Consider the following 19,598-nt stretch of genomic DNA (forward strand, 5'->3'; position numbering starts at 1 on the left):
ACGGCGTACCACGGTTGACTACCGCCCTCAACAGGATATCCGTCACTGCTCCGCGCCCAGATAGTACGTCAAACGACCAATAATTACCAGACAACCGACCAATTCTTGGTTTACACGGCCGGATTTCTACCAACTATATGTATACAAATCCGTAGTTTCCCGGTTGCTGAGAATCTTGATTTATTGGTCGCATGACTGTATAAATCAGTCATGCGACCAATATTAGAGATTGCCTGACGCCGACCTTCCATCGGCCACGCATTTCTCCGTCGCGCACGTTGGTGACGCAGCCAACCCCGTTCCACGTTGGATAAGACACAGTCGAGGACGGGCGACGTTGGTAGCCGCGCCTGTGAATGCTTGATGTATCCATGGAGGTCGCGATGAGCCTCAGCGAGAAATCCTTGCGCAACCTGATCGACAAGTGGCTTGCGCCAACTCCGGCATCACCGGTACATCTAACGCGGTCGCGTTTGAGCAATGCGGCTTCGGGAGAAGCGCGTTGCGTCTTCGCGAGGTCTTCCAGACTGACTGGGACTGTGCCGCTCGAAATTATGTTCTTCAGGCACGATGACGGCCGTTGGTATGTATATCCTCCTGCGACGAAACGGCCGTCAATGCGCCCCGGCTGATTTTGCTCCAGAGGCAATTGCGATCGCCCGGACGCATCTCACGTTCGTCAACGTTCGTCCGAATCCGCGGTCAGCCGAGCCGAGGCACAACTATCGGGGAGAGCCGTTCGCGACCCGGCCCGTCCTCAGTTTCACGCTGTGTCGTTCGTGAAGACCATGAAGGGGTAGTCGTCCTCGATCGCATCGCAAATTCCTGACGTGCTGACGCTACGCGATACGTTCAAGCCGGCGAGACGTAGATCTACACTTGTCTGCCCGTCCATGCTAACCCACCCTTTCGCTCTCTGCCGTTCGCGTCTGACGAAGTGGGATGACGTCCGCCCCGGTTAGCTCCGCGAGCTTCCTCTTCAGCGTGAATATTTCAGCGACCAGCGATTGCTCACGGGCCAAGGCCGCCTCATAAAGCTCCCGATACTTCTTTGTGTCTTCTTTATGTCTGGCAAGCTTCCCTTGAATCTCCTGTTGTGGCGTGCGCCTCTGCTCCTCCGCAGCTGCCTTAATGTCGGCAATCAGTGCCGCAAACTGTGGACGGGACCTTTTAATACTGCCCTTCTTACAGCCCGCCTCCATGCTGACCGAGTCATTGCTGATTTTTGTGCCCTTCGGCACGACCTTCGGGACGCCTCGTCCAAGGCGCTCCAGCGCCTCCTCATATCTATCTCGTGCCACGTACACTCCTGTTGCGTTTCCTCGCAGGACGCTGCCGGTCAGCTATGTGCAGGCTTACTTCGCTCCACGGGGACCGAGCTTATGCTCAGTGCTCGCCCCTTCTCGCTTGCAATCCGGTGCCTACGCTCCAGCAATCTCGCAAGGATATCTCTTTCGATCCTGGTCTCTGGTAGGTCCGGAGCCGCGCTGTCCAGCTCCATCACCATTTGCAACTGGATCCGAATGATCCGCTCAAACTTGGGCAACTGGATGACCAGGTTCTTGCAGTCATTCAGCAGGCATTCGAGGTTCATCGGATCCTCGGGACGCTTGTCACACTGGCCTACTTTAGTACAGCCACCGGCAAATGTTTCGCGATAACCCCGCTTACCCTGACGGAACTCGTTCAGCGTCGTTTCCCGATCAAGCGACACCTGTTTGCGGCGCACCGCTCGGTCATACCATATAGCGTATCCGCCGCTTAGCTGCCCCGGATCGCCCATCTCCACGTTGACCAAATGTCCGAGATATTCGGCGTCAGGCTCGGTCGCTTGCCACTCCACGCCGAAGTGCTTCCCGCCGGCTTGCTGACCGGAGATGAAGTCACCCGCAAACTGTGAGCCGCGGGCGTAATACAGCGACATCTCGTGGGTTATGTGCTGCAACTGGCGCTTCAGCGATGGCAGAGATACGAGGCCGCTGGCGTGGGCGTATAGTGCGAGCGATCGGCGGAACTGGTGTGTGGTAAGCCGCCACCGCTGGCCGACACTAAAGTCGCCCTCACCTCTCCAGTCCCGTTCCGGATCGACCAACTCCAACTCCTCGATGTCTTTCTCTGTGATCGCGATCTCCAGTACGGAACGTAGCCGATTAAATGACCGCTCGGAAAACTGTAGGTTCGGAGTCCGGTTCCTCGCCTCGAACCTAGGAGAAAATATGCTACCTATGCTGACGAACAGACAATGTGAACTCTTTCCCGACGTACTGTCTTTTGGGGTGTCGCCTGCCAGACCATAGACCGCTCGCGAGATGCGCTGCGCCAGGACGATTGCACGTCGGCCGCTACTGCTCGTCACCCATTGCGCACGTTTGGGCTTGCCGCCGGTCAGCTTCGTGACGCGTCCTTGCACCATGTAATGCGCCACACCACCGGCCGTTACTTCCGCCAGGCAAAAATGCGGCAGTGCCTCGACTTCGTTGTGACGCATCCAGTAAAAGCCTGAATTTGTAGCGCACATGCCCCCATGATTTCTGTCAGCAACGCTGATAGACTTTGGAAATGCGCGCCATACCCCTTCCTCGCCCAGAAGTCTTCGAGATCGTATTCACGCAGCACTTCCACGAAATCAGGTCTCGCTTCTTGCCTACGCTGTCCCAGGTCTTTCTGTCGGGCTCTGCTCCTTCCTAAGAGTTTGTCTTTCGCGCACGCACCCAACATCTCCAAGATTCTGTCGATAACTCGCTCACAGTCGCCCAGCTCGGAGGCAAGTGCAGCTAATACATGCGTATAAATTCGAGTCGGCAGCGGAGGTGTCTGGAAATGACCGACGGCCGCGCCGATGGCTGCTATTCTGCTGATGGTCCTCGCCTGTACAACCTTGAATCCCACCCGCTCCTGTCCCAATTGGCGCAGTAACTGCAGCAATGGCGAGAGGCATCTGGCGTGGACGGGGTACGTTGTCGCATGCTGTATCATCGCTTCCGAATCCGCCATCAGCTGCTCGAGCGTTGCGCATTGTGATTCCGCTACTGCAGCTAGCCGACAGATCATCGTGCAATACTTGATCATCGTCGCGTTGCTTAACGGGTCAGTCCGCAGGTAGATCAGGACGAACATCAGCCAGCGTATTTCATCTACCAGCGCCGAGCGCTGTGGCGTCATCTGCCTTAGCGCCGCCGGAATATCTGGGGCAGAGTACGGAAGGCGCCAGTAATCGAAATACAAGACCGCTCCGGATCCATCAGTCCCATACGGCGAACGGTCCCAGGCGAGCTGTCCGTAAAACGATAGCGGGTCGCCGTCCAAATTTCGCGATACGACGAAGTTGTCCGGAGGCATCAATCCATTCGACGAATCATACTCGTCGGGAGCACTTTTTCCGGGAATGCTCTCCAGCCTTGCCTGGAATCTCGTCATTGCAACCTTTCTATCTCAAGATAGGCCCGCATCTTCGCCGACCAATAGGGGGTCAAACTACCGTCTTGATCGACCTTACCCTCAATGTCCGCCACTATGTCCGGTCGAAGTTCCCTTACCCGGTCCAAAATGAACTCAATCCGTTTCAAGACCGGCTCATATTTGCTCCTGTACTCTTCATGGGTACTCACGCGGCTCGCCCTGCGTCCGATGCACAGACGCGCGCTCAATAATTTGTGCACATCTGCCTCATCCGCGTGGGCATGGAAGTGCTCGCAGAAGTAGCAGCCCTCGGGGCACTTGCAATCCGGCGTGACTGGAGTGTTTTCAATGATCGGGTTCGGCTGCTGGGGCGCACCACAGCTTCCGCTAACCCGGTCCTCGCTGCCTGGCAGATGGTCGCCTTTCGCCAAGATCTTCACCTTCGTCTCGAGGACTTTCCAGAAGGCAGCAACCTCAAGTTTCCCAATAGTAGGTGATCCGTTGCTGTAGTATCGAGCGGCCGTCTCTTCCGTGTGTTGCATCGCCACCGCGGCAGTGGCCGGATCGCTGGTGCGGATCAAAAAATCCTGCTTACCCGCGCGGAGTTCGCGAGGATTTACTGTAGGCAAGCTAGGGTCGAGCATGCGAAGTGTCTTGTAAATCGACTGGACCGCAGCTTGTCCGCCTATGGGTTCGGGCTTTTCCGCTTGCTCGTTCGGACCAAGGCTGAAGAAGAGGTAGTCACAGGTTCGTCCTCGCAGAAGAAATGTGCGCAGATACAGGTATTGCCGCAGCAGCCGCGTATGATTCACCCCAATCTCGAAGGTGACCTGCGTCCCGCCGGCGCGGTACTTGATATTGCGAAACTGCTGTCGCGTCACATTCTTTCTAAGAATCTGCTCGTCCAGTTCAGGACTCCATGGCAGGCTGGCGACTACTGACAACGGCTGTCCCGACGATGCAAGGAGCAACATCAGGTACCCTTTCATCGCGAGCATTCCGCGCTCGATGCGTGAATGATGCAGTCGGTCGGCAGTAGCCGCCGCCAGTAACTGATGCATTCGCAAGTTGTCTAATCGCAATTTAGGGGGGTGTCGCTTCGTGAGATGGCGAACCTCTTCCGGCTTGCGGATCCTCCCATTTGCGAAATCGATGTGACGCCCTTGCCCAATGGGTTGCCGACGCTGCGTCACGGCCCACGGTACCGTTGGAAATACCCATAATCGATTTCCGCGTTCACCTAAGTAATCGCAGACCGGAAGGGGGAATGGATATGGCTTGTGATTCACGAGCAAGTCGGTGAATCCTTCGACGAGGCATTCGCACCACGCCAGCACTTTGCCAACCACCGCCTCATCCGGCGGTAGAGTTGGCTCGACAAGCCGCTTATCCTTCGTAATAAGGTTGATGCCAATTCCGAGATCCTCGAAGCCGGTCACCCGTTGTAGCACTGCGATAGCGTGGCTTTGATAGGCAGCCGCTGGATTCTGACCTAGCGTGCCCGTCATGATCCGTTCGCGTAGGTACGCGACATAGGACTTTAGCGCTTGCTTTAATGCAGGTTCAGCGTAAATAGCGTCGTGCCGACCGTTCAGGTCGCACCAATCCATGAAGCGGAGGTAACAGCCGTATGCGGGTCGCAGACTCGACAGGCGAGTTCCTCCCAACCTGGCCTCGAGGACCACGGATTGAATGACCGTCCGAACGTGCTCGACCCGCCGGCGGTGCATGGAAGCCGGGTCTACACGCCGGCCCTCATTCGCTCCTCGGGTGGCGTTACTCCTGCGCAGAAAGCAGAGTGCACCGAAATCCAGCGTTCCATTCCTGTGACCGAAAGCCAATATTACCCGCTCTGGATGCAGCAATACCGCGCCCTCAGGAAGCGGCAGCACATGAAGATCAGTTTGCCGGCTCTGCAGGACGCTATCGCGTTCTCTCTTCATCTGGTTGCCTCTGGTCCGTCCAGTTTTTCCCGGCCTTCCAGGGCGTGCCGCTTTACCCTCTCGCCCAGTTCTGTCTCCCATGCATCTTGCGCCGCACGCGCCAATTCGACGGCCTCACGGTAGCGCACGTAGCCCTCAGTAACCGAAATACGCTTGTGGTGAAGCCGCGCCTGGACCCATTTCAGGCCATCCATCAGCGTCCCCTTTGGTCCGTCTGTTTGGTTCGGATCCCTCGGCTTGTCAACCAACCGTTCAAGCTCGTTCATCCCGAACGTCGCCCGCAACCAGTGGAACGTGTAATGAAAGTCGCCATCATGCTTACCGCGGACGGCCGGAATAATTTTATTGCGGATAATGTGCCCTAGCGCGTCGCCGGTCTTGTGTCTGCGATGAGTGTTGGTTTCATTGAGTTCAGGAACGGCCTGCATCGATCGATACCATGGCTGCTTTCTCTTCTCGGTCAGGAACAGATACTGGTCGTCGATGTCGCCGCCGGCGGCCATCTTCCGCCGTTTCGTCGCGCGTTCACTGTGTGCGTAGCCGTGAAGGGCGTCATATAGCCATACCGGAATATGCAGCGGATAGTTCTGATTGAGCTTCGTGTCGATACCGGTGCCCGGGCCTACCGCGACAACCACGAATCCATGTCGGGCTTGCGTAGCGTAGCGGATGCACGCCGTTCTCCATGAACCACCGGGTGTAGTGCTTGCCCAAACATGCTTCCGCCGAAACGTCAAGACCGTTTCCAGCCGTGCGCCGGTGTACCAAGCCAGCCAATGCATTAGCTGGACTTCGTAGTTTCCGTGCGCGTGCAAGGCTTCCTCCAGCCAAATTTGTTGTTCCACGGTCAAAGGTCGCAGCTTGCCACCGTCCCTGATATGGGCATCGAACGGATTTGGAGTTGGCTTGCCCTTCACGTTTAAGTCCGTTGCTGTGACTGGAATTTCTAGGACGATCCCCTGCGACGTTGGAACCGGAATTTTGACTTGCCTTTCTAGCCATGTAGGTTTCGCTGGCTTGAAATGCGTTTCGCTCATCAGATAGCGATAGAAGCGAATGACAGTCTGCATGCGCCTCTGCCCGACGCTGTGGCTGATCACGTTTTGGATGACCAGGTCCGATAGGTATGTTTTGAATCGGTAAGTGGGACGCTCGTCCTTGAAGAAACCAGAGAAGTCCATCCAGTCAATGTTCTCTTCCTCGAGAAATCGTAGGTAGGCGACGAGATCGTTCACCGTGGATGCGATGTCGCGGGTCGATGAATGCGGGTCATACGCCTTCTCCTGCAACCTGTGTCGTATCCACAAGTTTGCTTCGTACCACGGAACGCCACCACTACGAATGACTATCGGGTATAGGTCATAATCGGAACGCTTCCAGCGGGGTGAACCGTCTCCTCGGTTAACTTCGCCTTGGGTGTGCATCGGGCGGATGAAGTAATGGGCGCCGTTCGGCAGTTCGACTCGCGTCGCACCGGTGTCGGCTGCGTCGCACGTAACTGTTTCTACGTAGCGGGGGAGGACGATACGACGCGCATGGCTTTGGGACATGGCTCACCTTCGGCTTTTCTGTCGGTCTCAGTGTATGACCTGTCGATGTCCATTTTCTTAATGATCTGCCAATGTCCATTTAATTTTGGTGCGGCATGCGCCCATCGCGTTGGTTAGTTCGGCATACCCGAAGACCTTCGGCGGGCGCCTCCGCGTCGAACTGTCCGACGCGGAACCATCCGTGATTCGTGATGGGTACCTTCGGAAACGTGTCGACTTTGGGGATGCGGTATCGGCGCCCCAGTCTGTGGACTTCGTACCAGGCTGAGACCGCTGGAAACGCATGCGGTGCGTAGTGGTGCATGGACAGCATGAAGTCGATCGCGACCAGTTGTGAGGGCGTAATCATCTCGAACTGCACGTCGCAGAGATCACGATTTTCTGGTGTGTCTGGAATGAGACCGGCCGCGAGATCGGCGTCGTGCTGTTCGGCGCGTTCAATTTCGAGCGCGTCGAGCGTGAGCAGGTAGCGCAACAGGTTCATGCGCTCCCAAAACGACAGCACATCGGGCTGCACTCGCACATATCCGGCAGAACTCAGCGACCGACCCACCAGCTCGCGGCGCTTCAGATCCCACTGTGTCGCGAGCAGGTAATTGCGGAAATCGTTGAGGCCCGCCATGTACGCATGCTCCGGCTCCCGGATCATCGATTCGAGCGACTTGTCCCGATCGCCAACGACGCAGCAGAACACGCATCCGAACCGCGAACCGCACGCCGTACGCTGCCCACTTTCGCCGAGAACAACTCCGCACGTGCCCTCGTTACCGGCGCGGTACAGGTCCGACAGACGTTCGATCGATCGCACCGAAAACGCACAAGGAAACGGTCGCTTCTCTTCGTCAGCAAACATCGTCAGCATCAGCCAGACGTCATCGACCGACCTGTCGCGCAACGGTGAGATAGACAGTGCATCGGTGGCGTCACGCGTAGGCGCAATCGCGCTTTCCGCTCGGGCCAGCATGGCAACGCCGCGCGAGGCGCTTTCAGCGATGCGATTGCCGAGAACGGTACAGATCTCGCGGTCGCCGCGGGCGGTGGCATCGCGCTCGAGCGCCGCGCGCAACCGCCCCTGTGGGATGAGCTTCCAGTCCGTCGCGCACGCTCTCGTGCGTCTGCCGGCACGCACGCCGTTTTCGACGGTGCGCACCAGGGTGCCGCGGCCGATGGTGGAAACGACAAACTGCATCGCCAGCGACGGCGTGGCAATGTGCGTCGTCACGCCGAGCCCATATGCGGCCGCGTGCTCGTCGACCTCTTCCAGCATGGTCTCGATATGCCGCGCAAGACTGCTGTTTTCGATCGTTGTATTGGCCGAAGAGATGTAGTGCGCGGGTTGCACGTGGCCTTCTTCCGCGACGCGGCGCACGGCTTCTAGCATGAGAATCGTCGCGCACGTCGAGTCCTTGCCGCTGGCCGTGCCGCACAACGGATGGCCGGCGCGGATCAGGCCCATGAGGACGGCGATCGCGGCCTCTATCTTTTGAAGAATCTCGTCAAACATGATTGCTTGGGCGCCGACAATTATCTTGTCCGGTCGATTGACGATTGTGTTGGCCGGTGGTGCGGAGTCGAAGGCGGCGTAGCCGCCGGAGACGACGCACCACCGGCGGCGCCGGGATGATGGGGTCATAGGATGGCTGGTCGCGTTCAAGAAGAAGCGAACAGCCATGTCCGGAACCCGAATCACGGACCAGCAGGTCCGCCTCTATATGAGCAAGCGCAAACATCACACTCAGGAAGTCGCTGCTGCCAAGTCGGGCATGAGTTCGCGCACGGCACGGCGAATCGAACGCGATGGCCGGTTACCGTCGCAGAAGCCGCATCGCGATTGGCGCACTCGCCCCGATCCATTTGCCGAGGTCTGGGAGAGTGAAGTGCTGCCTCTGCTGCGCAGCGTCCCCGGGCTGAAGGCCATCACGCTGCTGGGCAAACTGCAGGAGACGCATCCGGGCGAGTTTCCTGACAGCATGCGGCGTACGCTGGAGCGACGCGTTAGCCAGTGGCGTGCCCTTGAGGGACCAGGCAAGGAAGTCTTCTTTCCCCAGGAGCATCTGCCTGGCGCACAGGGGCTGTCGGACTTCACCGATATGGGCGGCCTTGGTATCACGATCACCGGCGTGCCGTTCGCCCACCGGCTGTACCACTTTGTGCTCGCGTTCTCGCACTGGGAATACGCCTGTGTCGTCGATGGGGGCGAGAGCTTTGAAGCGCTCTCCCAAGGCTTGCAGAATGCATTGTGGCAGGCCGGCGGATGCCCACGGGAACACCGCACCGACAGTCTGTCGGCGGCGTTCAGGAATCTGCAGGAACAGGACGACTTCACGGTCCGCTATACCGCGCTGCTCGAGCATTACGGCATGGTCGGCACGCGCAACAACCGCGGCCGGGGCCACGAGAACGGCAGCGTGGAGTCATCGCATCGTCACCTGAAGGAGGCAATCGATCAGGCGTTGATGCTGCGCGGTCATCGCGACTTTGCCGAGCGTGCTGCCTATGACGGGTTCGTTCGCGAAGTCGTCATGCGCCGCAACCGGCGCAATGCTGCTGGATTCAACGTTGAGCGCGAGCATCTGCACGATCTGCCCGAGCGTCGCACGACCGACTTCGTCGAGGAAGAAGCGCGCGTTACCCGCTGTGGCACCTTTACCGTGCGCGGAATCCTCTACAGCGCACCATCGCGCCTGATCGGCCACCGCCTGCGGGTACGGCTCTATAACGACCGACTCGACTGCTATCTGTCCGGCGCACTGGTGCACAGCACCCAGCGAGGCTCGCGTGTGCCCTACGGCCGCGGCCGCGCCCTCGATTACCGACACTTCATCGATGCACTCAAACGTAAGCCGCAGGCCTTCAGGGGCCTGGCGTTTCGCGACGACCTGTTTCCGCGCGAAGCGTATCGCCGCACCTGGGAGCAGCTTGAGGCAAGACTGGCACAACGCGAAGCCTGCAAGCTCATGGTCGGGCTACTCGAACTGGCCGCGCATCACGGCGTCGAGGCAATCCTGGCCGAACGGCTCGATGCGCTGCTCGCTGCCGGCAAGTTACCCGAGCTGGAGCAGTTGCGTCACGAATTTGCACCGCGTCAGCCCCAGTGTCCCGAAGTGGTGGTTGAGACGCCATCGGCGGCACTCTACGACACGCTGCTCGATGACGAGGTGCCGGTATGAACACCGCTGCTACCTACGATGCCGCCCGTCTACGGGTCCGATCGACCTTCCCAGACAGGCATTGAGTCTGTCCTTCGGCAGCCTCGATCGCGCTTCGCGTTCGAGGCTTTTTTCTTGCGTTTTCTGTTGTCGTGCCGATGTGACAGTGCGTTATCGAGCGCCCGCGATTTCAATCAGGCAAAACAAATCCCGCACAGGGGGAGCGGGATTAAAACAACAGGACGCAGAGGAGACGGGCACGCCCTGTCTGGGACCCACACGCACCGCGGAGATCATGTATCGATGCTGCATTATTCTCGACTCGTAATTGTCAAAAATTGTCAGATCTTCGGCGATTTTCGGTTAGGGCTTTCCCTGTTTTCGGCATGCCAATTCCGGCGTCGCACATGGCCAATAGTGGGTGTCATCGGACGACAAAGCGAACTACAAATTGATAATGCCAATTCAGATCAAATTGAATAGATCGTGACGAATCAAGCCGTGCGGAAGATCTCGAAATAAAAAAGCTATATCCCAAAATAAAGACCGGAACTCGCCCGGCGCTTCAGTGGTCCGAACACTATCATTGCCCATCGCGGCACCTTCTGGCGAGCCTGGCTCCAACAGGTTCGCCGTCATCCGCTTGTGGTCCGATAAAGTACTTTGCGTCTGATCGCATCGTCCGTCGAGTTTGAATAAGGCGTCTGTAGCGGTACGTCGCTCTATCGCCAGCGGCAACGATCGTGTCATTGCAAACCGTAGATCGTTTATCGGATTGAATGAGCCTGAATAAGGAATTGCTGGTGAAACATCTCGCTGCTTCAATATCGCAATCGTGGCGGCTTTCTCTGCCTGCCGGTTTTATGCCTCTTCGCGCAAGTTACCTCGCTGCCACGATGATCACGCGTTCGCGCCGCCGCGAAACGTGGGAGTATGCACGATGAGCGTCTTCCAGATTGCCGGCGCGCTGTTGGCCATCGTCGCGCTGTTCGGCGTCCTCAACTATCGCTTCATCAGGTTACCCGACACCCTCGGCATCACCGCAGTCGGGCTCGTCGTCTGCGTCGGCATTTCGGCGCTCGGCTTCTACTATCCGGCGATGGCGATCGCCGCGCGCAAGATCGTCGTGCAGATCGATTTCGCCGACATCGTGTTTCACGGCCTGCTAAGCCTGCTGCTGTTCGCCGGCGCACTGCACGTCGATCTGTCGAAGATGCGCACGCAGCGGCGCGCGGTGCTGATGCTCGCGACGATCGGCGTATTGATTTCGATCGCGGTGGTCGGCTTCGGCTTTTACTACGCGGCGCAATGGCTCGGCCAACCGGTCAGCCTGCTGTGGTGCCTCGCGTTCGGCGCGCTGATCTCGCCGACCGATCCGATCGCGGTGCTCAGCGTGCTCAAGCGGGCGGCGGCGCCCGAAAGCCTCGAAACCAAGATCACCGGCGAATCGCTGTTCAACGACGGCACGGCCGTGGTCGCGTTCGTCACACTAGTCGGACTCGCGACCGGCGCAAACGAGTTTTCCGCGGGCGCGATCGCGTTCGATCTGCTGCGCGAAGTCGCCGGCGCGCTCGTGCTCGGCGCGGCGCTCGGCTTCGGCGCGTCGCTGCTGCTGCGAGGCATCGACAGCTATCCAGTCGAGATCCTGATCACGCTCGCGCTCGCGACCGGCGGCTATAGTCTCGCCGAAGCGCTGCACGTGTCGGCGCCTCTGGCGGTCGTGATCATGGGGCTCGTGATCGGCAATCACGGCGCGTCGACATCGATGTCTGAGAAGACGCGCGAGCATCTGTTCAACTTCTGGGACTTGCTCGACGAGTTGCTCAATCTCGTGCTGTTCGGGCTGATCGGACTCGAAATCATTGCGCTGTCGCTGCGCTTCGAGATCGTCTGGCTCGGGCTCGCGGCGATTCCGGTCGTGCTGTTCGCGCGCGGCGCCAGCGTCGCGATTCCGCTGCTCGCGCTGCAGAAGTTCCGGCGGCTCAGTCCGCATTCGGCTGTCGTGCTGACGTGGGGCGGACTGCGCGGCGGCATCTCGATTGCGCTCGCGCTCTCGCTGCCCGAGTTTCACGGACGCGAAATGTTCATCGGCGTCACGTATCTGGTCGTCGTGTTCAGCCTGCTGATTCAAGCGACGACCTTGGGTCCGCTGATCCGCCGGCTCAATTTCTCGGGCGCTCACGTAACCCAGCCGGCCGCGCCGGACTCATCGCCTGCACAAAACGCGCGCTAATCGTAAAGTGGATACCTACGCGGATCTACACCGCGAGGTTGGTGGGAAAATCCCAAAGACAGTGCGAGACCGGCGCGAGCAGTTCGCGCGCCGATTTCAACGTTGGATTGGAGCGCCCGATTTAAGCGTCTTCTGAGCAGTGCCCGCCGTGATTCCGACTCGCGGCGGCCCACCACGAGGCAGGACCGATGGCGAGCGAATCGCCGCGGTCTTCCCTCCGGCCACGGTTCGCGCCGCGGCCCTGGCTCGGGCTTGAACGAGTCCGCCGCCAGTTTCTGGCTTACTTTCCGCCAGTTTCCGGACCGTCGCGCCTGCCGCGGCGCCGGGCATTTGGCCGTCAATGCCGGTTCTCCCACATACCTGGCAGGCGCGGTTTGTCATCCTGTCGATTCAGGCGTTGGAAGGAGTTCGCCATGTCGGTCTATGTCGATGAGGGGTTTCGGCCCTGTGTGACGGAATGCGCGACGGTCGCGTTCCGGGTGTGCTGCGACGATCGCGCGCAGGTTTTTGAAGTCAGCGCCGACGCGCTGGTCGAGTTCTGCGGCGCCGAGAGCCGTCGCAAGGAGGACCTGCTGGTCGCGTTCGAGGATGCGCAGGACGAGATCCTCTCGGTCGCCGCGCAGCGCTGGCAGTACACGCCGAGCGAGCCGGTGCGCCTCGGTCTGGACGATTTCAAATTGGTCAGACATTAGGCGTGCGAGAAACGCCCTTCATGAGCTGGATCGCTGCACTGCCGATGTACAACGTGACGCCCGCGCTCGGCCTCGAATGGCGCGAGTGGCTCGACGACGTGCTGCACCGGGTCAAGCCCGCGTGCCGCATCGTCGAACCGGACGAGGAATTGCACGGCTTCTGGCGGCGCCCGAACCTGCTGATCTCGCAGACCTGCGGTTATCCGCTGATGCACGGGCTTCAAGCGCAGGTGCAATTGGTCGCGACACCCTGCTTCGATGCGCCGGGCTGCGACGGCGCGCATTACTCGAGCGTACTGGTCACGCGCGCCGACGCGCGCTTCGACTCACTCGCCTCGTGCCGCGGCGCACGCGCCGCCTACAACCAGGACGATTCGAACAGCGGCATGAACGCGTTTCGCCACGCGGTCGCGCCGCTCGCTCGCGCCGGCATGTTCTTCGGCTCCGTGCTGCGTACGGGCTCGCATCTTGGCTCGCTGCGCGCGGTCGCGGACAATCGCGCGGACGTCGCCGCGATCGACTGCGTGACCTTCGCCTTCGTTGGCGATGTGCTGCCCGAACTGGCGCGGCGCGTGCGCGCGATCGGCATGACCGCCGCGTCGCCGGGCTTGCCGCTGATCGCCGCGGCCAATGTGCCGCCGGCCACGATCGCCGCGCTGCGCGACGCATTGAACGAGACGCTGAGCATCCGCCCCGAGCGAGCGAAACGCCTGCGTTTGAGAGGTTTTTCGGCGCTGCCGCTGACCGACTACGCGCGCATCGGCGAGCTCGAAAGCGAGGCGCGTGCCGCGGGCTACGCGCGGCTCGCTTGATTCACGCGGTCCTCATCTGCCACTCGGCGCGCTCATCCACCCGCCTGCTGCACGTCCAGCACCAGCAGCTGCGCGCCGTCGGTGACCTGATCACCGACCGTATACAGCACCTCGGCGACGGTGCCGGCCGCCGGCGCGCCGATCGTATGCTCCATCTTCATCGCTTCCATCACGATCAGCGGCGCGCCCTTCTCGACCACCGCGCCCGGTTCGACCAGCACCGCGATCACCTTGCCCGGCATCGGCGCGGTCAGACGGCCTTCGCCGTGCTCGGCATCCGCAGCATGCGCGAGCAGGTTCTGCCATTCGAATGCGAGCGTCTCGCCGTGGCAGAACACGTGGAACCTGTCGCCGTCGACAAATACGCGCCCCGTCACGCGCGCATCGCCGATCGTCGCGCGGAATTCGTGGGCGCCCGCGCCGACCGACCAGCTGAAGTCCTCGCGCACGCCGTCGTGTTCGAGGGTTTGCACGAGCGCTTGCGGGTCCCCGTTGCGCGCGAAAACGACCGTGAACGACTCGGGGCTGTCGTCGTTGGCGCGGTCGTCGATCACGCGCCAGCCGAGCGTTTGCGTGTAGCCGCTATTGAGCCGCCAGTGCGACAGCGCGTCCCACGGCGATGCGCCGTGCGCGGTGCCGCCCTCGCGCGTCAGCAACGCGGCGCACGCGAGCGCGAGCGCTTCCTTGAACGGCTTCTGTGCCGGCGCGAACAGCGCCTCGTGATGACGCTCGATCAAACCGGTGTCGAGGTCACCGCTCGCGAACGGTTCGCTCGCGACGATGCGCCGCAGAAACTCGACGTTCGTATGCGGCCCGACCACCTCGCACGCATGCAGCGCGCGTGCGAGCCGCGCCAACGCCTCCTCGCGCGTCGCGCCGTGCACGATCAGCTTCGCGATCATTGGATCGTAGAACGGCGTGATCGTGTCGCCCTCGCGCACGCCGCTGTCGATCCGCACCGGCGCCTTGCGGCCCGGCTCGCCGAGCCCCGCCGCGTCGATCGCGAACTCGACGCCTTCGGGCATGCGCAGATGCTTGAGCATGCCGGTGGACGGCAAAAAACCGCGGGCCGGATGCTCGGCGTAGATGCGCGCCTCGATCGCGTGGCCGTCGAGCTTCAACTGCTGCTGCATGAGCGGCAGTGCCTCGCCCGCGGCAACGCGCAGTTGCCATTCGACGAGGTCCTGCCCCGTCACCATCTCGGTGACCGGATGCTCGACTTGCAGCCGCGTGTTCATCTCCATGAAATAGAACTCGCCGGTCGGCGTCATGATGAACTCGACCGTACCCGCGCCGACGTAATTGACCGCCCGCGCGGCGGCCACGGCCGCTTCGCCCATCGCGCGTTTGACCTCGGCCGACAGCCCCGGCGCGGGCGCTTCCTCGAGCACTTTCTGATGCCGCCGCTGCACCGAGCAGTCGCGATCGAACAAATAAACGGCGCCGCCGTGCCGATCGGCGAACACCTGGACTTCGACGTGCCGCGGCCTGGTCAGATACTTCTCGATCAGCACGCGATCGTTGCCGAAGCTGCTGGCCGCCTCGCGCTTGCACGACAGCAGCGCGGCCGCGAAGTCGGCGCTGCGCTCGACCACGCGCATGCCCTTGCCGCCGCCGCCCGCGCTCGCTTTCAGCAACACCGGGTAACCGATCGCGTCGGCCTCACCCTGCAACAACTGCGGCTGCTGGTCATCGCCGTGATAGCCGGGCACGAGCGGCACCGCGGCCGCGTGCATCAGCGCCTTCGCGGCGGCCTTCGAGCCCATCGCGGCGATCGCTTCGACCGGCGGTCCGATAAAGACGATGCCGGCTGCCTCGCACGCATGCGCGAAGTCTTCGTTTTCGGAAAGGAAGCCGTAGCCCGGGTGTATGGCCTGCGCGCCGGTCGCGCGCGCGGCTTCGATGATGCGTTCGATGCGCAGATAGCTTTGCGCCGCCGTCGAGCCGCCGATATGCACCGCTTCGTCGCAGGCGGCGACGTGTTTCGCGTTGGCATCGGCGTCCGAATAGACGGCCACGCTCGCGATGCCGAGCCGCTTGCAGGTCGCCGCGACGCGGCACGCAATCTCACCCCGGTTGGCGATCAGGATCTTGTTGAACATGAGTGTCTCGATGAAATAGGCGGTACGGGGCGGTTGTTGTTAGCAGGGCCTGTCAGTTGCGCCAGCCCGGCGTGCGCTTTTCGAGGAACGACGCGACGCCCTCGCGGCCTTCGGCGCCGGCTCGCGTCTTCGCAATCCGCACTGCCGTGTCTTCGATCACCGCGTCGCTCAATTCGCGGCCTGCGATGTCCTGCACGAGCCGCTTGCAGGCGCGCACCGCTTGCGGGCCGTTCGCGCACAGCGCCTGCGCGAGCTGCGCGACCGTTGCGTCGAGCTGCTCGGCACTGGAGACCGCTTCGCTGACGAGACCCAGCCGCAACGCGGTCGCGCAGTCGAACGCTTCGGCGCTGACGAAGTAGCGCCGCGACGCCTGCTCGCCGAGCGCGCGAATCACATACGGCGCGATCGTCGCGGGAATCAGCCCGAGCCGCGCTTCGGACAGGCAGAAGTGCGCGCTGTCCACCGCGACGACGACGTCGCATGCGGCTATCAGGCCCATGCCGCCCGCATACGCGTCGCCATTCACGCGCGCGATCACCGGCTTGTTGCAGCGATATACCGCCGACAGCATGCCCGCGAGACGCATCGCATCGGCGCGGTTCTCGTCGTCCGAGTAGCCGGACATTTTCTTCATCCAGTTCAGGTCGGCGCCCGCGCAGAACGCCTTGCCGTTCGCGGCGAGCACGACCGCGCGCACGTCGTCGCGGGTGTCGAGCGCGGTGAATGCGGCGGTCAGCTCGGCGATCATCGTTTCGTTGAACGCGTTGCGCACGTCCGGACGATTGAGCGTGACCGTCGCGATCTGGCCGGCAACCTCGACCTTCAGCGTTTCGTATTGCATGCGTAGCACTCCTTTGGCTGACTTTCTCGCAGCGCGGCGCCGCGCGCCATCACATTCTGAACACGCCGAAGCGCGTGTCTTCGATCGGCGCATTCATCGCCGCCGACAGGCCGAGGCCGAGCACGTCGCGGGTCTGCGCCGGGTCGATCACGCCGTCGTCCCACAGCCGCGCGCTCGCATAGTACGGATGGCCCTGATGCTCGTATTGCTCGCGGATCGGCTGCTTGAACGCCTCTTCTTCCTCCGCGCTCCAGCTGCCGCCCTTCGCTTCGATGCCGTCGCGCTTGACCGTGGCGAGCACCGACGCCGCCTGCTCGCCGCCCATCACCGAGATGCGCGCGTTCGGCCACATCCACAGGAAGCGCGGCGAATACGCGCGGCCGCACATGCCGTAGTTGCCCGCGCCGAACGAGCCGCCGATGATCACCGTGAACTTCGGCACCTTAGCGGTCGCAACGGCCGTCACCATCTTCGCGCCGTTTCGCGCGATGCCTTCGTTTTCGTACTTGCGGCCGACCATGAAGCCGGTGATGTTCTGCAGGAACACGAGCGGAATCTTGCGCTGGCAGCACAGCTCGATGAAGTGCGTGCCCTTTAACGCCGACTCCGAAAACAGAATGCCGTTGTTCGCGACGATGCCGACCGGATGCCCCCAGATATGCGCGAAGCCCGTCACGAGCGTCGTGCCGTAGCGCGCCTTGAATTCGTCGAACGCGGAATCGTCGACGATGCGCGCGATCACCTCGCGGATATCGAACGGCTTGCGCGTGTCGACCGGAATCACGCCGTAGATGCTGTGCGTGTCGTACCGCGGCGGCTTCGGCTCCTGCAACGCGAGCGGCGTCGGCTTCACACGATTCAGATTGCCGACGATGCTGCGCGCGATCCCGAGCGCATGCGCATCGTTCTGCGCGAGATGATCGACGACGCCCGACAGACGCGTATGCACGTCGCCGCCGCCGAGATCTTCGGCGCTGACCACTTCGCCGGTCGCGGCTTTGACGAGCGGCGGTCCGCCGAGAAAAATCGTCCCCTGGTTCTTCACGATGATCGACTCGTCGCTCATCGCCGGCACATACGCGCCGCCCGCGGTGCACGAGCCCATCACGACCGCGATCTGCGGAATGCCCGCCGCCGACAGATTCGCCTGGTTGTAGAAGATGCGGCCGAAGTGATCGCGATCGGGAAACACGTCGTCCTGATTCGGCAGATTCGCGCCGCCCGAGTCGACGAGGTACACGCACGGCAAGCGGTTCTCGCTGGCGATTTCCTGCGCGCGCACGTGCTTCTTGACCGTGACCGGATAGTAGGTGCCGCCCTTCACGGTCGCGTCGTTGCAGACGATCACGCACTCCTGCCCCGCGATGCGGCCGATGCCGGTGATCACGCCCGCGCCCGGCGCGTCGTCGTTATACATGCCGTACGCGGCCAGTTGCGACAGTTCGAGGAACGGCGTGCCCGGATCGAGCAGGTATGCGATCCGCTCGCGCGGCAGCAGTTTGCCGCGGCTCGTGTGCTTGTCGCGCGCGGCCTGGCCGCCGCCCTGCGCGAGCTGCTCGATCTTCGCGCGCAGATCGGCGACCAGCGCTTCGAGCGCCGCCGCGTTCGCGCGGAAGTCGTCCGAGCGGGGGTTCAGTTTTGATTCGATGATCGGCATGACGTGGCTTCTCCAGAGGGCCGTTCGTTTTGCATCACAGCGTTTCGGCGAACAGCTCCCGGCCGATCAGCATGCGGCGGATCTCGCTCGTGCCCGCGCCGATTTCATAGAGCTTCGCATCGCGCCACAGGCGCCCGACCGGATACTCGTTGATATAACCATTGCCGCCGAGAATCTGGATCGCCTCGCCGGCCATCCACGTGGCTTTCTCCGCCGTGTACAGGATCACGCCCGCGCAGTCCTTGCGGACCTGGCGCACGTGCTCGTTACCGAGCGTGTCGAGTTGGCGGCCCACCGCGTATAGATACGCACGGCATGCCTGCAAGGTCGTGTACAGGTCGGCGACCTTGCCCTGGATCAGCTGGAACTCGCCGATCGACTGGCCGAACTGCTTGCGGTCGTGGATATACGGCACCACCGCGTCCATTACCGCGACCATGATGCCGGTCGGGCCACCCGCGAGCACCGCGCGTTCGTAGTCGAGACCGCTCATCAGCACTTTGACGCCGCCGTTCAGCTCGCCGAGGATGTTTTCCTCCGGCACTTCGACGTCCTGGAACACCAGCTCGCCGGTGTGCGAGCCGCGCATGCCGAGCTTGTCGAGCTTCTGCGCGACCGAGAAACCCTTCATGCCCTTCTCGACGATGAACGCGGTAATGCCGCGCGAATTCGCTTCGGGATCGGTCTTCGCATAGACGACCAGCGTGTCGCAGTCGGGGCCGTTGGTGATCCACATCTTGGTGCCGTTCAGCACGTAGCGATCACCCTTCTTCTCGGCGCGCAGCTTCATGCTGACCACGTCCGAGCCTGCGTTCGGCTCGCTCATCGCGAGCGCGCCGACGTGCTCGCCCGATACGAGCTTCGGCAGATACTTGCGCTTCTGCGCTTCGGTGCCGTTGCGATGAATCTGGTTCACGCACAGGTTCGAATGCGCGCCGTACGACAGGCCGACCGAGGCCGACGCACGCGAAATTTCCTCCATCGCGACCATGTGCGCGGTGTAGCCCATGTTCGCGCCGCCGTACTCTTCGGAGACCGTCATGCCGAGCACGCCGAGGTCACCGAACTTGCGCCACAGGTCCATCGGAAACTGATCGGTGCGATCGATTTCTGCGGCGCGCGGCGCGATTTCTTTGGCGGCGAACGACGCAATGCTGTCGCGCAGCATTTCGATCTCTTCGCCGAGCGGGAACTGCAAACCGGGCAGATTGGGCATTGCG

General features: G+C 61.6%; 15 protein-coding genes. 4 read left to right on the forward strand and 11 right to left on the reverse strand.

Features of this window, described 5'->3' with window-relative positions:
- Window positions 1-896 precede the first annotated feature (896 nt).
- From G5S42_RS09115 to G5S42_RS09140, 6 genes are all read right to left on the reverse strand, one after another.
- The gene (locus G5S42_RS09115; RefSeq protein WP_217709871.1) at window positions 897-1,301 is read right to left on the reverse strand and encodes a hypothetical protein; all 405 of its coding nucleotides are present in this window, start codon (window positions 1,299-1,301) and stop codon (window positions 897-899) included.
- Between the two features lie 38 nt (window positions 1,302-1,339).
- The gene (locus tag G5S42_RS09120) at window positions 1,340-2,488 is read right to left on the reverse strand and encodes a site-specific integrase (RefSeq protein WP_176106452.1); all 1,149 of its coding nucleotides are present in this window, start codon (window positions 2,486-2,488) and stop codon (window positions 1,340-1,342) included.
- Window positions 2,437-3,417, reverse strand: a complete 981-nt coding sequence (locus tag G5S42_RS09125) for a hypothetical protein (protein ID WP_176106453.1) — start codon at window positions 3,415-3,417, stop codon at window positions 2,437-2,439. The genes G5S42_RS09120 and G5S42_RS09125 overlap by 52 nt, the downstream gene beginning before the upstream one ends.
- Window positions 3,414-5,342, reverse strand: coding sequence for a hypothetical protein (locus G5S42_RS09130; protein WP_176106454.1), 1,929 nt, complete (start codon window positions 5,340-5,342; stop codon window positions 3,414-3,416). Before G5S42_RS09130 ends, G5S42_RS09125 begins: the two co-directional genes overlap by 4 nt.
- Window positions 5,339-6,892, reverse strand: coding sequence for a site-specific integrase (locus G5S42_RS09135; RefSeq protein WP_176106455.1), 1,554 nt, complete (start codon window positions 6,890-6,892; stop codon window positions 5,339-5,341). The genes G5S42_RS09130 and G5S42_RS09135 overlap by 4 nt, the downstream gene beginning before the upstream one ends.
- Window positions 6,893-6,971: 79 nt before the next feature.
- Window positions 6,972-8,564 (reverse strand): adenine nucleotide alpha hydrolase family protein, encoded by a 1,593-nt coding sequence (locus tag G5S42_RS09140; RefSeq protein WP_246391900.1) that lies wholly within the window; start codon window positions 8,562-8,564, stop codon window positions 6,972-6,974.
- On the opposite strand from G5S42_RS09140, the gene istA reads away from it, so the two are divergent.
- Complete coding sequence (gene istA / locus G5S42_RS09145) at window positions 8,563-10,062, forward strand: IS21 family transposase (protein ID WP_176106456.1); 1,500 nt, start codon at window positions 8,563-8,565, stop codon at window positions 10,060-10,062. The two genes, G5S42_RS09140 and istA, sit on opposite strands and share 2 nt — an antisense overlap.
- Window positions 10,063-10,506: 444 nt before the next feature.
- Here the strand turns inward: istA and G5S42_RS09150 are convergent, their stop codons facing one another.
- Window positions 10,507-10,866 carry a hypothetical protein gene (locus tag G5S42_RS09150; protein WP_176106457.1) on the reverse strand — a complete coding sequence of 120 codons (360 nt, stop codon included), beginning with the start codon at window positions 10,864-10,866 and terminating at the stop codon, window positions 10,507-10,509.
- A gap of 115 nt (window positions 10,867-10,981) precedes the next feature.
- Here G5S42_RS09150 and G5S42_RS09155 point away from each other — a divergent pair, with 115 nt between their 5' ends.
- The 3 genes from G5S42_RS09155 to G5S42_RS09165 all read left to right on the forward strand — a co-directional run bounded on the left by G5S42_RS09155 (window position 10,982) and on the right by G5S42_RS09165 (window position 13,778).
- Window positions 10,982-12,274 carry a cation:proton antiporter gene (locus tag G5S42_RS09155; protein ID WP_176106458.1) on the forward strand — a complete coding sequence of 431 codons (1,293 nt, stop codon included), beginning with the start codon at window positions 10,982-10,984 and terminating at the stop codon, window positions 12,272-12,274.
- A 413-nt stretch (window positions 12,275-12,687) separates the two neighbouring features.
- Complete coding sequence (locus G5S42_RS09160; protein WP_018434317.1) at window positions 12,688-12,966, forward strand: DUF1488 family protein; 279 nt, start codon at window positions 12,688-12,690, stop codon at window positions 12,964-12,966.
- Between the two features lie 20 nt (window positions 12,967-12,986).
- On the forward strand, window positions 12,987-13,778 hold the full coding sequence (locus G5S42_RS09165) for a phosphate/phosphite/phosphonate ABC transporter substrate-binding protein (protein ID WP_176106459.1): 792 nt from the start codon (window positions 12,987-12,989) through the stop codon (window positions 13,776-13,778).
- A 32-nt stretch (window positions 13,779-13,810) separates the two neighbouring features.
- On the opposite strand, the gene G5S42_RS09170 is transcribed toward G5S42_RS09165, so the two are convergent.
- From G5S42_RS09170 to G5S42_RS09185, 4 genes are read right to left on the reverse strand one after another with little or no spacing between them, the layout of a single operon-like run.
- Window positions 13,811-15,880, reverse strand: a complete 2,070-nt coding sequence (locus tag G5S42_RS09170) for an acetyl/propionyl/methylcrotonyl-CoA carboxylase subunit alpha (protein WP_176106460.1) — start codon at window positions 15,878-15,880, stop codon at window positions 13,811-13,813.
- Between the two features lie 52 nt (window positions 15,881-15,932).
- The gene (locus G5S42_RS09175; protein ID WP_176106461.1) at window positions 15,933-16,721 is read right to left on the reverse strand and encodes an enoyl-CoA hydratase/isomerase family protein; all 789 of its coding nucleotides are present in this window, start codon (window positions 16,719-16,721) and stop codon (window positions 15,933-15,935) included.
- A gap of 49 nt (window positions 16,722-16,770) precedes the next feature.
- The gene (locus G5S42_RS09180) at window positions 16,771-18,378 is read right to left on the reverse strand and encodes a carboxyl transferase domain-containing protein (RefSeq protein WP_176106462.1); all 1,608 of its coding nucleotides are present in this window, start codon (window positions 18,376-18,378) and stop codon (window positions 16,771-16,773) included.
- A gap of 34 nt (window positions 18,379-18,412) precedes the next feature.
- Window positions 18,413-19,594: an isovaleryl-CoA dehydrogenase gene (locus G5S42_RS09185; RefSeq protein WP_176106463.1), complete on the reverse strand. Its 1,182-nt coding sequence runs from the start codon at window positions 19,592-19,594 to the stop codon at window positions 18,413-18,415.
- Window positions 19,595-19,598: the final 4 nt, after the last annotated feature.

Source organism: Paraburkholderia youngii, from assembly GCF_013366925.1.
GTDB lineage: Bacteria > Pseudomonadota > Gammaproteobacteria > Burkholderiales > Burkholderiaceae > Paraburkholderia > Paraburkholderia youngii.